Annotated in this window: 11 protein-coding genes; 3 read left to right on the forward strand and 8 right to left on the reverse strand. The window is 48.8% G+C overall.

Annotated elements, in window-relative coordinates:
* Positions 1–168 precede the first annotated feature (168 nt).
* Complete coding sequence (locus ACJAYR_RS02465; RefSeq protein ID WP_415235135.1) at positions 169–687, forward strand: CYTH domain-containing protein; 519 nt, start codon at positions 169–171, stop codon at positions 685–687.
* Positions 688–746: 59 nt separating this feature from the next.
* Complete coding sequence (locus ACJAYR_RS02470) at positions 747–1,934, forward strand: glycerophosphodiester phosphodiesterase family protein (RefSeq protein WP_415235231.1); 1,188 nt, start codon at positions 747–749, stop codon at positions 1,932–1,934.
* 1 nt (position 1,935) lies between these two features.
* On the opposite strand, the gene ACJAYR_RS02475 is transcribed toward ACJAYR_RS02470, so the two are convergent.
* Both ACJAYR_RS02475 and putA read right to left on the reverse strand, forming a co-directional pair.
* A complete protein-coding gene (locus ACJAYR_RS02475) occupies positions 1,936–4,002 on the reverse strand; it encodes an ATP-binding protein (protein WP_415235136.1) in 2,067 nt (688 codons plus the stop codon).
* 161 nt (positions 4,003–4,163) lie between these two features.
* Positions 4,164–7,868: a bifunctional proline dehydrogenase/L-glutamate gamma-semialdehyde dehydrogenase PutA gene (gene putA / locus ACJAYR_RS02480; RefSeq protein WP_415235137.1), complete on the reverse strand. Its 3,705-nt coding sequence runs from the start codon at positions 7,866–7,868 to the stop codon at positions 4,164–4,166.
* A 174-nt stretch (positions 7,869–8,042) separates the two neighbouring features.
* Here putA and ACJAYR_RS02485 point away from each other — a divergent pair, with 174 nt between their 5' ends.
* On the forward strand, positions 8,043–8,501 hold the full coding sequence (locus tag ACJAYR_RS02485; RefSeq protein WP_415235138.1) for an Lrp/AsnC ligand binding domain-containing protein: 459 nt from the start codon (positions 8,043–8,045) through the stop codon (positions 8,499–8,501).
* Between the two features lie 4 nt (positions 8,502–8,505).
* Here ACJAYR_RS02485 and ACJAYR_RS02490 read toward each other — a convergent pair whose 3' ends face one another.
* From ACJAYR_RS02490 to ACJAYR_RS02515, 6 genes are all read right to left on the reverse strand, one after another.
* Complete coding sequence (locus tag ACJAYR_RS02490; RefSeq protein ID WP_415235139.1) at positions 8,506–10,281, reverse strand: SLC13 family permease; 1,776 nt, start codon at positions 10,279–10,281, stop codon at positions 8,506–8,508.
* A 58-nt stretch (positions 10,282–10,339) separates the two neighbouring features.
* Positions 10,340–10,738, reverse strand: coding sequence for a nuclear transport factor 2 family protein (locus tag ACJAYR_RS02495; RefSeq protein ID WP_415235140.1), 399 nt, complete (start codon positions 10,736–10,738; stop codon positions 10,340–10,342).
* A gap of 67 nt (positions 10,739–10,805) precedes the next feature.
* On the reverse strand, positions 10,806–11,615 hold the full coding sequence (locus ACJAYR_RS02500) for an iron chelate uptake ABC transporter family permease subunit (protein WP_169544203.1): 810 nt from the start codon (positions 11,613–11,615) through the stop codon (positions 10,806–10,808).
* Positions 11,608–12,465, reverse strand: coding sequence for a metal ABC transporter ATP-binding protein (locus ACJAYR_RS02505; RefSeq protein ID WP_415235141.1), 858 nt, complete (start codon positions 12,463–12,465; stop codon positions 11,608–11,610). Before ACJAYR_RS02505 ends, ACJAYR_RS02500 begins: the two co-directional genes overlap by 8 nt.
* A gap of 4 nt (positions 12,466–12,469) precedes the next feature.
* Entirely contained in the window at positions 12,470–12,997 is a 528-nt protein-coding gene (locus ACJAYR_RS02510) for a transcriptional repressor (RefSeq protein ID WP_415235142.1), read from the reverse strand.
* A gap of 76 nt (positions 12,998–13,073) precedes the next feature.
* Positions 13,074–14,360, reverse strand: coding sequence for a mechanosensitive ion channel family protein (locus ACJAYR_RS02515; RefSeq protein ID WP_415235143.1), 1,287 nt, complete (start codon positions 14,358–14,360; stop codon positions 13,074–13,076).
* Between the last annotated feature and the right edge of the window lie 182 nt (positions 14,361–14,542).

Below are 14,542 nucleotides of genomic sequence, written 5' to 3' on the forward strand. Positions count from 1 at the left end.
ACAATACTTTCTTTCAATAAGAAGAAACGCCTTGGCTTTATGGGAAATTCCCGATGGCGACGACGGCGCGAAAGATAGGTTGTCGCCGGTTCGATGTCAAAATATAATAACCTTCTTAATCACTGAGGCCCTTATCCCCCTTCATTCAAGCAAAAGCGATGGCCCGTAATGACACGCCCCCAAAAAGACAAAACCGTTGAGATTGAACGCAAATTTCTGGTGGCTTCGGATAGCTGGAAATCCGGTATCGTGAAATCCGAAGAAATTATTCAGTATTATCTCACGGGGCTTGATCAAGTACCGACTGTGCGGCTGCGCCAGAAAGGAAACACAGGGTTTCTCACAATAAAATACCCGTCACGTTCCGCTGACATTATTGACCGGCAGGAGTTCGAATATGAAATTCCAGTTGAGGATGTGCGGTCCCAACAGAAACAGGCTAAGGGCCACATTATCCACAAAGTGCGCCATACAGTAAAAGGCCCTGATGGTTTTATCTGGGAAGTTGACGAATTTAAGTCCCCCAACCCCTTGCTGACTCTCGCAGAAATCGAGCTTTCACATGTGGATGAGAAATTTTTAAAACCCGACTGGGCAGGAGAGGACGTGACTTCTTTGCCTGCTTACAGCAATATCCGTATGGCATTTGACAATGATCCTTCTATTAACAGATCGGCAGACATATGACCCAGCATTCTCCAGCGTCGCGAGCTTTGATGGCGATAGCCTTCACTGGCCTCCTCCTGATGAGTTTTTCTGATCTTGCCAAAGCGGCAGACACCTCCGTTAAAGCAGAAATTGGGCCACGTCCCTTTTATCTGCTGGAAGATCTGGAAGAAGGGCCTTTGAAAGAGGCATTGTCTTCTTGTAAAACCGGGCCCTTTTACCGAACAGATTTTTCAATCGCTCATCGCGGGGCGCCTCTGCAATTTCCCGAGCATACTAAACAATCGTATGAAGCGGCTGCCCGGATGGGTGCAGGCATCATAGAATGCGATGCCACCTTTACAAAAGACCAAGAACTGGTCTGCCGTCATTCACAGTGCGATCTTCATCAAACGACAGATATCCTGCTGCGGCCCGATCTGGCCGGTAAGTGTACACAGCCATTTTCTCCCGCAGGTGAAGGGTCGAAAGCAACGGCCAAATGCTGTACATCTGATATCACCCTGTCAGAATTTTACTCCCTCAACGGAAAAATGGACGGTGTGAACACGAAAGCTAAAACGGTACAGGAATATGTAAAAGGCACATCGCCTTGGCGGACAGACCTTTACGCCACGAAGGGGACCCTTCTTTCGCATGCAGATTCCATTGACCTGATCGATCGGCTGGGCGCAAAATTTATTCCGGAACTCAAAAAACCCGCCGTATCCATGCCTTATCAGGAAAATTTCAGTCAGGAAAAATACGCCCAGAAACTGGTCGACGCCTACAAGGAAAAAGGCATCGATCCATCACGTGTCTTTCTGCAATCCTTTAATCTTGATGACGTTTTATACTGGATAAAAAACGAACCTGATTTTGGAAAACAGGCGACCTATCTGGATGGTCGTTACCGGCAAATCAATCCGTCAAACCCGGATAGTTTTTCCCCCACGATGCAAGAACTTGCGGATCAAGGTGTTAAGATCCTCGCGCCGCCAATTTGGATGCTTCTGGATTTGAACAGCGACAATAAAATCGTCCCGTCTGCCTACGCCCTCGAAGCTCGAAAAGCGGGCCTTTCCCTGATCGGATGGAGCCTCGAACGATCCGGCCCCATGCAAAACGGCGGGGGCTGGTATTATAAGACTGTCAAAAATGCCATTAAAACGGACGGGGACATTCTGAAGGTTTTGGATATATTAGCGAAAGAGGTTGGTGTGAAAGGTATTTTTTCTGACTGGCCCGCGACCAGCAGCTTCTACGCCAGCTGTAAGGGCTTGAATTGAATCACGGTTTTTGGTGCAGAGCGAATTTTTCCCGCTGCGCCATTTGCTCTTTAATGGCCGATAAAATCGGCGCAAGATCAATTGGCTTTAACAGGACTACATCCATGCCCGCCCGCAGCAGTTCTGCCTGACTTTTCATGGATTCTTCACCCGTTAATCCGATGATCGGGATGTGGTCAAACTGAGCCTGCTGCCTTATTTTCATCGTCGCGGCAATCCCGCTGACATTGGGCATCATAGCATCCATGATAATCACATCAACATGTTCCTTTTCGAGAATATTGAGGACTTGCTGACCATCCTCTGCAAGGATTACATCTTTTACCAATGTGGAAAGCATGGCGTTCAACAACAGTCGGTTCACAACCACATCATCAGCAATCAATACTCGCATTTCAGAAAGATGATCACCATTGCCCGGCGCAGAGGCGTGCGCCTCTTCCTCTTCCAAAGTATCAAATTTGGCGATTTCTGTTTCAGTTGGGACAAAAGCCGGAAGTGAAATTGAGAAATCTGTTCCTTTGGCGACTTCACTCCGAACCGTTATTGTACCCCCCATAGCTTCAACGAGGGATTTACTGATTGCCAGCCCCAAACCCGACCCGGACCTATTTTCACCAGTGCTGCTTCTGGTAAATCGGTCAAAAAGGGTTTCAAGGTCTTCCTTGTTTATTCCCACGCCAGTGTCTTCCACATGGATTTTTAAAACAGGCCCTTCGTCTGCCTCATGATAAGCTGCAGAAATATTCGCATATCCACGGGCCGTATATTTGATGGCGTTATCGATAATATTGACGAGAACCTGATTAACCTTCCGCTGATCCAGCATCAACCTTGCAGGAACCTCTTCAGCAATGGAAAACTTTATAGACAGACTACTGTTTTTCTTGCCAGCGGTTGCAATCCGAAAAGCATCATCAATGACTTTACGAATATTTACAGGCGTCAAGGTAACTGACAGGTTACCGCTCTCTGCCCGTTGCAGGTCCAAATAATCATTAATCAGACTTAAAATATAATTTCCGGACTCATGGGCCGTTTCAACAATCGGGCGCATGGATTCTTTAAACCCATTATCCAGTATATATTGTTGAGCTCCCAAGACGCCCTGAAGCGGCGAACGAATTTCATGGGATAAAATTTCAAGAAATTCTGATTTTTCTTTGAGAATTTGCTGACGTCTAATCCGCGCGGCGTTACGCTCTTTCAAATAGCCAAAAATAGTCAACCAGGTGATACTTAACACCAGAAAGGTCAAAATCATCGCTATGCGGATGATCATCTGATCAGGCGCCTGAGTTACCCAACCCCCCTTTGGGGTGACGGCCAACACCCAGTTCCCACTGCCCAGTCCAATCGTTTCACGCACAGGCTGAGCCCGTTCTGTAAATAAAGAAGCATCTCCATAGAAAACTCTGCCTTGCTCCCCAAGGCCATCATGCCCCCGAATAGCCAATTCGAATTCGTCAGTAAATTCGAACAATCCCGATTGTTGAAAGAACACATCAGTATCAATCGGAGCTGCGAGAATTCCCCAGTCTTTCGTACCCCCATTCGCGTCCCTGACAAAAACCGGCAGCCTGACAATAAATGCCACGCCCCCTTGAACAAGACGAACAGGTCCGGCAACAATTGGCTGTCCAACGCGAAGGGTTCTGAAGGCGGCAGCCCGTTGCTCTACGGGTGCTTTACGGTAGTCCAGGCCTATAGCAGCTTCATTTCCTTTTATTGGGTGCACATAGGTTACAACCATATCAGGGGCCGCTGCAATGCTTCTAATACCTGGCCCCAAGCGGCGAACCGACCGAGCATAATGCTCGAACTCACTTTGCTTCAAGTTGGGATTGCCTTCGATCAGGGCTTTCAGACCGCTGAGAATGAAAATGCTTTCTCTTACCTGAGCCGAAAGACGAATGCTGATTTCATTGGCGGCGCGCTGACTATCATTTGTTTGGATATCGCGGCGCGTTTGCTCGTTTACTTTTTCAATTTCGTATCCAGCAACAAAGGTCGCGACGGCAAGCGCCAACAAGACAAAAAAAGACAGAATTTTAGGGTTTCGGATCAATCGAACAACCTAGGCTTTAAGAAAAACAGAGTAACTTGACATTATTTTCGCGACAGTCACTCACCTTACTAAAAAAAGCCTAGATTATGAACCTTTACAAACTGTGAACAATCACCTTCAAACCCCAAACAATTCTATCACTCCTTCGCTTGTTTCAATCTCTAGCCATCAACCGCGGCCAACAAGGCGGCATTCCCGCCAGATGCTGTTGTATCAATGCTCAAGGTTCGTTCCGCCGCGAACTCCCGCCAACCCTTGGCACCGTCCAACAGAGTGACGATCGGACCAGTCCGTTCTGACAACCAGATCCGCACCTGCTTTGCATCCAGTGCTCCGCGACTTAGTGCACAGGAGGAAAGACCTTCTAACTCACGAACAACATTTTCAACCTGTTCGGAAGGAACCCATGTAATCAGAGCATCCGGCACAGAAAACAAATGCAAAGCCTTGCGCATGATATCAAAATCCGCTTGCGGGGCCCGCACTATCACGCGATTACCGACCATCAGTGCCAAAAGGCTATCCCGCATCCAGTCCTCACCCGTAACAAAAATTGTTCCGCGGCCATGAAACTGAAGCTGGTTGCTTTCCCCGGTTGGTCCCGGCAGAAGCATAATATTCTGATCAAAATCCTTTGCCTTCTTCTCAAAACCGGGACTATCAAAAGCGGTTAATTTTGCCAATGATTGCGCCACCGACAAGATTGCGGTCCGGCGGTCGGAATGGTGCTGCCACTTGTCCAGAGCCGTGCCGGGGAAAGAGGGTAAGGCCAAAGGGGACGATGGAGACTTTGCCTCCCCTAAGCGTATCTCCTGTGGCGATCCGCTTTTCATTTTTTGGCCAACAAAACGATGCAGGTATAACGGACCGCCTGCCTTTGGTCCGGTGCCCGACAGCCCTTCTCCGCCAAAAGGTTGAACCCCGACAACTGCCCCGATCTGATTTCGGTTCACATACAGATTGCCAACCTTTGCTTTTTCCGCAAAGCTTTGAACACGGCCATCCACACGGGTATGCAATCCCATTGTCAGTCCAAACCCGGTATTGTTTATGGCCTCAATGACCTGCTCAACCTGATCTGCTTTATAGGTTGCCACATGCAGCACGGGGCCGAAAATCTCCCGTTCCAATTCATGGATGCCATTAATCCGGAACAGCGAAGCCGCAACATAGTGTCCTTTTGACGCCACCGCGTCGTTGGGAAGAACCTTTTTCAGTAACGCCCCTTTTTCTTCCATCGCAGCACAATAGGTTTCAATATTCTGTTTCGCTTTCGTATCAATCACCGGGCCCGCATCGATATCGATGCTCAAAGGGTTTCCAATGATCAATTCATCCATCGCTCCTTTCAGCATTGAAATTGTTCTCTCCGCCACATCTTCCTGAACATACAGGACCCGCAAGGCGGAACAGCGTTGGCCAGCGCTTTGAAAGGCAGATGCTACGATATCGCGCACGGCCTGCTCGGGAAGGGCTGTAGAATCAACAACCATCGCGTTGATCCCGCCGGTTTCAGCAATAAAGGGCGCGTAGGCTGATCCCTGATCTGCCATTGCGCGGCCAATTACCTTCGCGGTATCAGTTGACCCCGTAAAGCAGACACCGGCGATATCGGGCCGCGATACGAGAGCGTTCCCAATATACTGCCCGGTACCAGGCACAAGCTGGAGCACGTCATCAGGAACGCCTGCCTTGAGCATCAGACGGGCCGCAAAAGACGCGATAAGCGACGTCTGCTCAGCCGGTTTTGCCAATACAGCATTCCCAGTTACCAACGCCGCAACTATTTGACCGGTAAAGATGGCAAGCGGGAAATTCCAGGGTGATATACACACAAAAACCCCTAATGCATCGCCCGAAGCGGACAACGCTTCTTTCTCCGCTTCATTCGCATAAAATCGGCAAAAGTCGATGGCCTCGCGGACTTCGTTCAATCCATCCAGCAGAGACTTTCCAGCCTCCCGGCCTAAAATTGTCATCAGTTCAACGCGATTTTCTTCGTAAAGATCAGCAATCTGCCGAAGAATTTGACTGCGTTCTGTGGCAGGGCGCCTCGCCCAGACAACCTGCCCTGCAATCGCAATTTGCACTGCGTTTTCCACTTGTTCAAGCGTCGCAGATGAAACATGCCCAACAATATCTATAATATCCGCAGGATTGATGACCGCTTGCGCCTCGCCAACCTCTTCGGTTCCGTTGAGGATCGGGCCCGCTGTCCATTGTTTCCGTTCAAACTGAGCACGCTTCGTCAGAAATTCATCGAGCACCGCAGGGTCCGAAAGGTTCATCCCGTCTGAATTAATCCGCCCATCCGGGAAGATATTCTTTGGGGCCGGGAGTTTGAACGTAGAGTGTTTAGTAAACCCGTCCAAAAGCGAAATTGGATCGCGCACCACATCCCGCGCCGGGACCTTTTCATCCAGCACCTGATTGACAAATGAACTATTGGCACCGTTCTCCAGTAACCTGCGCACCAGATACGCCAGAAGATCCTCATGTACACCAACCGGTGCGTAAATCCGGCAACGTGTCGAGTTTTCTTTCTTGACGATGTCATGCAGCCCTTCACCCATACCGTGCAACCGCTGGAATTCAAAGTTTCTCTTGTCACCTGCCAACGCCATTATAGCCGTCATTGAATAAGCATTATGGGTGGCAAATTGCGGATATACATGATCCGTCATGGACAGCAATTTTTTCGCACAAGCCATATAGCTCACATCCGTCGCTGCCTTTTTGGTAAAGACGGGATATCCGGGCAACCCTTCTACCTGAGCCAGCTTGATTTCCGTATCCCAATAGGCCCCTTTCACCAAACGAACCATGATCCGTCTGTTCAGACGCTTTGCCAGATTGTAACACCAATCAAGAACATAGAAGGCGCGCGGACTATAAGCCTGTACAACAACGCCAAAACCGTCCCATCCTCTTAAATCCTTCTGAGAAAAGACAGCCTCAATAACATCAAGCGACAAATCCAGCCGGTCTGCCTCTTCTGCATCGATATTAAACCCCATCTGCGCATTTTTAGCCTGCTCGGCAAGGCTGAGAACCCGGGGCACCAATTCTTCCAGAACCCGCTCTTTCTGCAAAAACTCGTATCTTGGATGCAAGGCGGAAAGCTTGATTGAAATACCGGGATTGTCACGAATATCAGAATGATATGCAGCCTCTGACAGCCGTGCGATGGCACGGGAATAACTTAAAAAATACTTCTGTGCATCTTTCGCCGTCCGGGCGGCCTCTCCCAGCATATCGTAAGAATACTGATATCCTTTATCCTCCATCCCTTTTGCACGCTGCATGGCCTCAGAAATATCACGGCCCAGAACAAACTGGTGCCCTAAAATCTTCATCGATTGCGCCACAGCTTTCCGAATAACAGGCTCTCCCGCGCGTTTGATCAGGTGCTTGATATTACTGACCACGTCCCAGTTTTCTGTTTCCTTGGGTGAAATCACCTTGCCTGTCAGCATCAGCGCCCAAGTTGAGGCATTCACCAAAGGCGACGTGGAATGCCCCAAATGCTGACCCCAGTCTGCCGGGGCGATCTTGTCACTGATCAGCATATCAATTGTCGAGTCATCAGGAACCCTCAGGAGGGCCTCGGCCAAACACATAAGGGCCACCCCCTCTTCCGTGCTGAGACCATATTCACCGAGAAACGTTTCCATTAATCCGGGATTTTTTGCCCGGCGAAGCTGACGAACAAGATCTGCCGCATCCGAGACCAGCGCTTCCCGCGTGTTTTCTGAGATAGACAGATAATCTGTCAAGGTTTGTATCGCCTTTTCTTCATCGGCGAGATGCGCGTCCCGAATGACATTGCGCAAAACAGTTTCATGGTTTTCAGACTTCATTTCCATCGGGAACCCCTTCAAATCAGAGCCAGCAGACAAAATACAGCAAGGTCTCGGTGGAGATTTTAGGGCAAATCAACCAGTCATCGAGACCAAATTTTTTACCTTTTTTGAACAATCAAACTGCTTATGCTACATAAGATCACCAAATTTCCTGAAATTTCTTAAAAAAGTAGTCAAATGGATAAAATCGATAAGAAAATACTGGCAGAAATGCAAAAAAATGCTCGAATCACAATGACTGAACTGGCAGCGCGGGTTGGATTGACCAAGACCCCGTGTATTGAACGATTAAAGAGACTGGAAGCAACGGGGGTCATACTAGGATACGGGGCACACCTAAATCCTGCCCCGTTGGATGCCGGTCACATCGCCTTCGTACAGGTTACCCTCAACGATACCACAACCGCGGCTTTGCAGGAGTTTAATCTTGCTGTTCAAAAGGTCCCGCAAATACAAGCCTGCCACATGGTCGCCGCGAATTTTGACTATCTACTTAAAGTCAGAACAAAAGACGTAACGGACTATCGCCATTTTCTGGGAACTACGATTGCCCAGCTCCCCAAAGTACAGCAGACAAGCACTTATATCGTTCTGGAATCCGTTGTCGACACAGTAACGTTCAACATACCGGACTAATGGATTACAACGGCCAGAAAAACAAAATGGATGGTGTCGCGACACAAACGATAAGAACTTCCAGCGGCAACCCCATACGCCAGTAATCGCCGAATTTGTAGCCACCCGGCCCCATGATCAACGTATTATTCTTGTGTCCGATTGGGGTTAAAAAGGCACAGGATGCGGCAACAGCCACAGCCATCAGAAACGGATCGGGACTAACTCCCAGGCGGTTCGCAACATCCACCGCAATCGGCGCCCCGACAACAGCAGTGGCCGTGTTATTCAACACATCTGATAACGTCATAATGACAATCATTAGTGCGGCCAAAACGGCGATGGTTGGCAGCCCATCGGTCAAACTAACAATGGATTGCGCAAGAAGGCCTGTGCCCCCGGATGCCTCTAGTGCCGCGCCCAACGGGATCATCGAACCAAGAAGCACGATCACGGGCCATTCAATCTGCTGATAGACTTCGTGAATAGGCACGATTTCGAGCAGAATATAAGCTGCCACAACAATGGCCAGCGCAACGGCAAGATACAGACCTCCAAAACTGGCAACGCCGATGGCTGCTGCAAAGATACCGGTCGCCATCCAGGCTTTTTTATACTGGGTGACCGACAATCCGCGTTCCGCTAATGGAAGCACACCCAGCCAGCTAATTCCATCATTCACCCGCTCGGAAGGGCCCAACAACAGCAAAATGTCACCGGCCATAATATCAAGACGGCGTACCCGCTCACGAAACCGCTGTCCCTGTCGCGAAACACCCAACAATGTAACGCCGTGCCGCGCCAGCAAGCGCAGGGACAATGCAGAACGCCCAACGATAATTGAATTTTCTGGCACGACAACTTCTGTCAACGTCATACCGCCTGAAGCAACTTTCTCATGCCTTTCCTCGCCATCGAATTCAAGCTTCAGTGCGCCTCTGAACTGATCAATGGATTGGGGTCCCGCCTCGACAACCAGAATGTCTTTCGCCTTGATTTCCACGTTGCGCGCGTATCCTGCAAGACGTCGGTTATTTCGGACCAGACCGACAATCGACACGTCATTCTCATCAGCAACCGCATCCAGATCCCGCACCATCTGGCCGATCACATCCGAGCCTTCAACGACATTAAGCTCGGCAACATATCCTTCCAGATCAAGAAGATCACCTGCTGGATTATTGTCTTTTTCGCTTACCGGAATTAATCGCCAGCCGAAAAATGCGACGAACGCTATTCCAACCACCGCACAGGATAGGCCAACAGGGGCGAAATCAAACATCCCAAATGCTTCGCCCAGCGCCTGTTCCCGGTAAGCCGCGATAATAATATTGGGCGGCGTTCCGATGAGCGTAATCATCCCTCCCAAAATAGTCGCAAAAGCCAGCGGCATCAGCGTAATTCGGGGTGTCCTTTCCGCTTTTTTCGCGGCCTGAAGATCAACGGGCATTAATATCGCTAACGCAGCGACATTATTCATGAAGGCAGAGAAAACAGCGCCCAAACCACTCATCGCGATAATATGCCGCGACAATCCAAGTTCCATTGCCGTCAGTTTTCGGGTGATCATGTCGATCGCCCCGGATTTGACGAGACCACGCGAGACAACCAGAACCAGCGCTACAATAATGGTCGCCGGATGACCAAAGCCGGAAAAGGCTTCACTGGTCGGAACCACTCCTAGAACCAGTCCAATAATCAAGGCGATAAACGCAACAAGGTCGTACCGCCAGCGTCCCCAAAGAAGGAAGATAAAAACAGTGGCAAATAACGTAAATAGAATGATCTGGTCGACTGACATTCCTGTCTTTCCTTATGCGGATTGCTTGAGTTGCACAGCTTGAATTGCACAGCCTGACTTAGGAAGCCTTACCCAGGGCCGCCAGCATTTCGCCCATTTTCTGATGGATCAGATTGACCGCTTTTAAGGGCCTTACCATCACTTTAAAATCTGTAATCAACCCATTTTCATCACAGGATATCATATCGACACCGTTTAACGTGATCCCATCAATGACAGTTTGAAATTCCAGAACCGCCTCTCGCTCGCCTATCACTTCTCGTAAATATTTGAAATCATCGCCGTTCAAAACATTAAACGCGGCGGCAAGATACAAGGTGGTAATCTGCTTCCCCTTTTGTGGGGTGTGAACAACAGGAGAATGAAAAACAACATCATCGTGCAAAATTGCATCCAGCCCCGCCACGTCTTTTGTTTTCAACAATTCGTGCCAGTTCTCAATCGTTTTTTGTATCATTGCATTCTCTTTTATTTTCAGGCGATTTACGCATGTTAGTCGTGCAGGCAGAAGATGTAAACGCCCCCTAACGGATGCCCCGATACTTTTGCAATAGCTGAGAGAGTGGAAACAAAAAAGCAAACATGATAGTTGCCGCTGTCACGATGGACGGGCCTGTAGGCGTATCCAGATACGCAGAGCCAAAGATCCCTCCAACAACGGCACATAGACCAAAAAATGCGGCAAGAATGGCCATTGCTTCCGGGCTCTGCACCCATTGACGGGCAGTTGCCGCCGGAATAGCGAGCAAAGAGGTGATCAATAAAATTCCAACAATGCGAATTGAAACTGCAACAACAATTGTCATCAGCAACATCAACATCAGGTTGACCCAAAATGTCTTGACCCCTTCTGCCTTTGCCAGATCTTCATGAATGGTCATCAAGGTAAGGGCCAGCCAGTTTTTCAGCAACAATACAAGAACCAGCGCGCCACCCCCGAAAATCCAGTATAACTCTTCAGTGCGAACCGTCAGGATGTCGCCAAACAGATAAGATTGCAGATCAAATCGTTGATTGCCGGCAAAACTAAGGGCGACCATACCAATAGATAAAGCCGCATGCGCCAATATACCCAGCAATGTATCGGTGGCCAGAATACGGGTATGCTGAAGCCATAACAGAATAAGGGCAAAACCACTGCAAACCAGAACAGTGCCCAGATTACTACTTATTCCAGTCAACAATCCCAGTGCGATGCCCAATAAGGCACTATGGGCCAGAGAATCCCCAAAATAAGCCATCCGTCGCCACACGACAAAACAACCCAAAGGGCCCGCGATCAGGGCAATACCCGCACCAGCGGCCAGCGCCCGAAGAATAAAAGGGTCAACCATGTTTATGCGTCCCGGATCCGGCAGTCTTTTCGTCAGTGCCGGTTAGTCCCTGAGGATGGTCGTCCTCACAAATGTCGGCCCCTGTATGAAGATGAGTGTGGGGTTGAGTAAAATTGTGAGCGTGAAGATGATGATGAGGATCATCATCATGAAAATGGTGATGTTGATAGCTTGCCATCAACTCCGCCATATCCGTTCCAAACAATGAAATAAATTCGGGGTCTTTCGTCACATCACGAGGTTCTCCGTGACAACAGATTTCCTGTGCCAGACAGATGACATTGCGGGTCGACGACATAACCAGATGCAGGTCATGAGAAACCATTAAAACGCTAATTTTCCGTTCCCGATAAACACGATCCAGCAATTTGTAGAAAGAAAGCTGTCCAGTGATATCAAGATTTTGGGCGGGCTCGTCCAGTACAAGCAGGTCCGGACTATTCAATAGGGCCCGGGCCAAAAGAATACGCTGCAATTGCCCTCCCGATAATACGGCTAGCGGCTTATCGAGAAAATCGGCGACTTCCGTTTCCTCAATAACATGCTTTAATCCGGCCTTATCGGTTTTTCGGCGTAACGTCAGAAATCTGCGCGCCGTTATCGGAATAGTCGGATCGGCAACCAGACGCTGCGGTACATAGCCCATCACCAGGCCCTTTCGCATGGTGACATGGCCACTGTCCGGCGGATAGAAACCCATCAGGCATTTAAGCAGCATCGATTTCCCGGCCCCGTTCGGCCCGATAATCGTTACAAAATCCTGTTCTGCAATATCAAGGGAAATGTCTTTCAGGATTTCCTGAGAGTCGCGGGAAACACAGACATGTTTCGCAGAGATCAAACTATCCATTTAACTAGCTTCGTGCCTCGCACTTTTCGCATTCACCTTCTATTTCCAATGTGGTGTGATGGGGCGAGAAATGGCTTTTTTTAGCCATATCGCGAACGACATCCACGATTTTTCCTGTACAGCATTCCTGCACCTCATTGCAGACAGAACAGATTAGAAAAAAGCAGTCCTGATGCTTCAACGGATGGCTACAGCCAACATAGGCATTCAGGCTGTTAATTTTATGAACCAATCCATTTTCTTGAAGAAAATCAAGTGCGCGATAAACGGTTGGGGGCTTTGCACTATAGTCGGAACCGAGTTTTTCCAACAGATCATATGCTTTAGCTGATCCATGATTTTCCCAGACCAGTTCAAGAACCCGTCGCCGTAAGTCTGTGAAGCGCAAACCGCGTTCTTCACAGATACGGTTCGCCGCTTGAACAGCATCCTCAACACAGAGTGCATGTTCGTGGCATTCGTGCATAACCCACCTCATCAGGAATAAGAGCGTTACATTATAACATAATACGGCAGAGGTAAAGCGTATCACAATGCCTTTTTCCAAAAGAAAACAGCCGTCAGAACACGTATGAACTGTGGGTGGATCCTGATCCGAACAAGAAGAGTCAGGTTGTTTCGGGTTTTTCGACCATCTGGACACGCACATCCCGTTGAGGGAAAGGAATATCCACATCATTATCCCGGAAAATTTGCCAAACGGCGATCAGAACATCGCTCGTAATATTGGCGCAGCCCGCCTCTGGGTCGGCAATCCAAAACCGCAGTTCCAAATTAATGGAGCTATCCCCAAACCCACGCATCAGGCACCGCGGTGCAGGTGTTTTCAATACTCGTTTTTGGCTGGCCGCAGCCTCTTCCGCCAACTTGATAACATCGGGAATATTGCACCCGTACCCCACACCGATCGGCGTTCTCAAACGAACATTCTTTGAACTATACGACCAATTCACAACTTGCTGTGTAATCAGATCCTCGTTCGGGATTAAAAATTCCATTGAATCGCGAGTAATAACAGACGCATATCGCGCACCCATGGAATGAACCCGACCATATGTTTGACCGACTTCGATCACATCGCCGGGTTTTATACTTTTATCCAAAAGCAAAATAACGCCGCTGATCAGATTGGACACAACCTTTTGCAGTCCAAAGCCGATACCAACGCCCAACGCACCACTGAAAACCGCGAAGGCTGTTATGTTAATGCCAGAGTTTGATAAAACGATCAAAATCGCCGCGGCGATAAGGCCAACCCGAATAAGTTTAGCCAGCAATACCTGAACCGAAGGTGTCAGGGCTTTGGATTTGTAGATGCGGGCTTCGGTAAAGCGGGAAACCCCCAGACAGATCCAGAAAACAATAATACTTGCCACAATACCCTTGGCAATTTTCAGCATTGAAATCTGTGTATCCCCGAAACTGAAAGCAAGGCTATCAAGGAATTCGAGTGTTGGCGTCAGTAGGCCGACAATATTCAGCGCCGCAATCACCCAGACACACAAAGCAACCAGACGGGCCCAGGTTGTGTTCTGCATCAGGCGGGTGAAAATATGAATGACAACCCACGCACTCAAAAGCGAACAGGTGACACTTAGAATTGAAGAAGGATGCCCTGCCCCCTGTATCCCTGCTAAAACAAGAAACTGGATGATCAGCCAAATGGCAGGACGGGTTACTGAAAAAACAGCGTCCGCAATCTTGAGAAAAAACGCACCTGATATCTTCTTCTGTAGCTCGTCAAGGGAATGCTGGATTTTAGGAGTAACGATATGGGCCAGGCCATATCCAATGATGATTGCGCCGATCTGCACAAGGACTTGAGGCTCTGAAAGGGATTGAACAACATATCCCCAAAACTGATTAAAAATCTCAGCCAGTTTTTCTTCTGTCATTCACGCCCTCCTTGCAAAATACAGGATAACCAGAAATTTCAAAAAAAATCAAAAGTAAACGGTTTTTAACCGTGTTCCCTAACTGCTTTTTAAGATCCGGCCCCTATTATCCACGCCAGTAGCTTAAAGAGTAGCGTATCTCGTAGCGTAAAGAGTTGAGTACCAGTTGCGTAATCAGTAGC

This window comes from Sneathiella sp. (assembly GCF_047631475.1).
GTDB lineage: Bacteria > Pseudomonadota > Alphaproteobacteria > Sneathiellales > Sneathiellaceae > Sneathiella.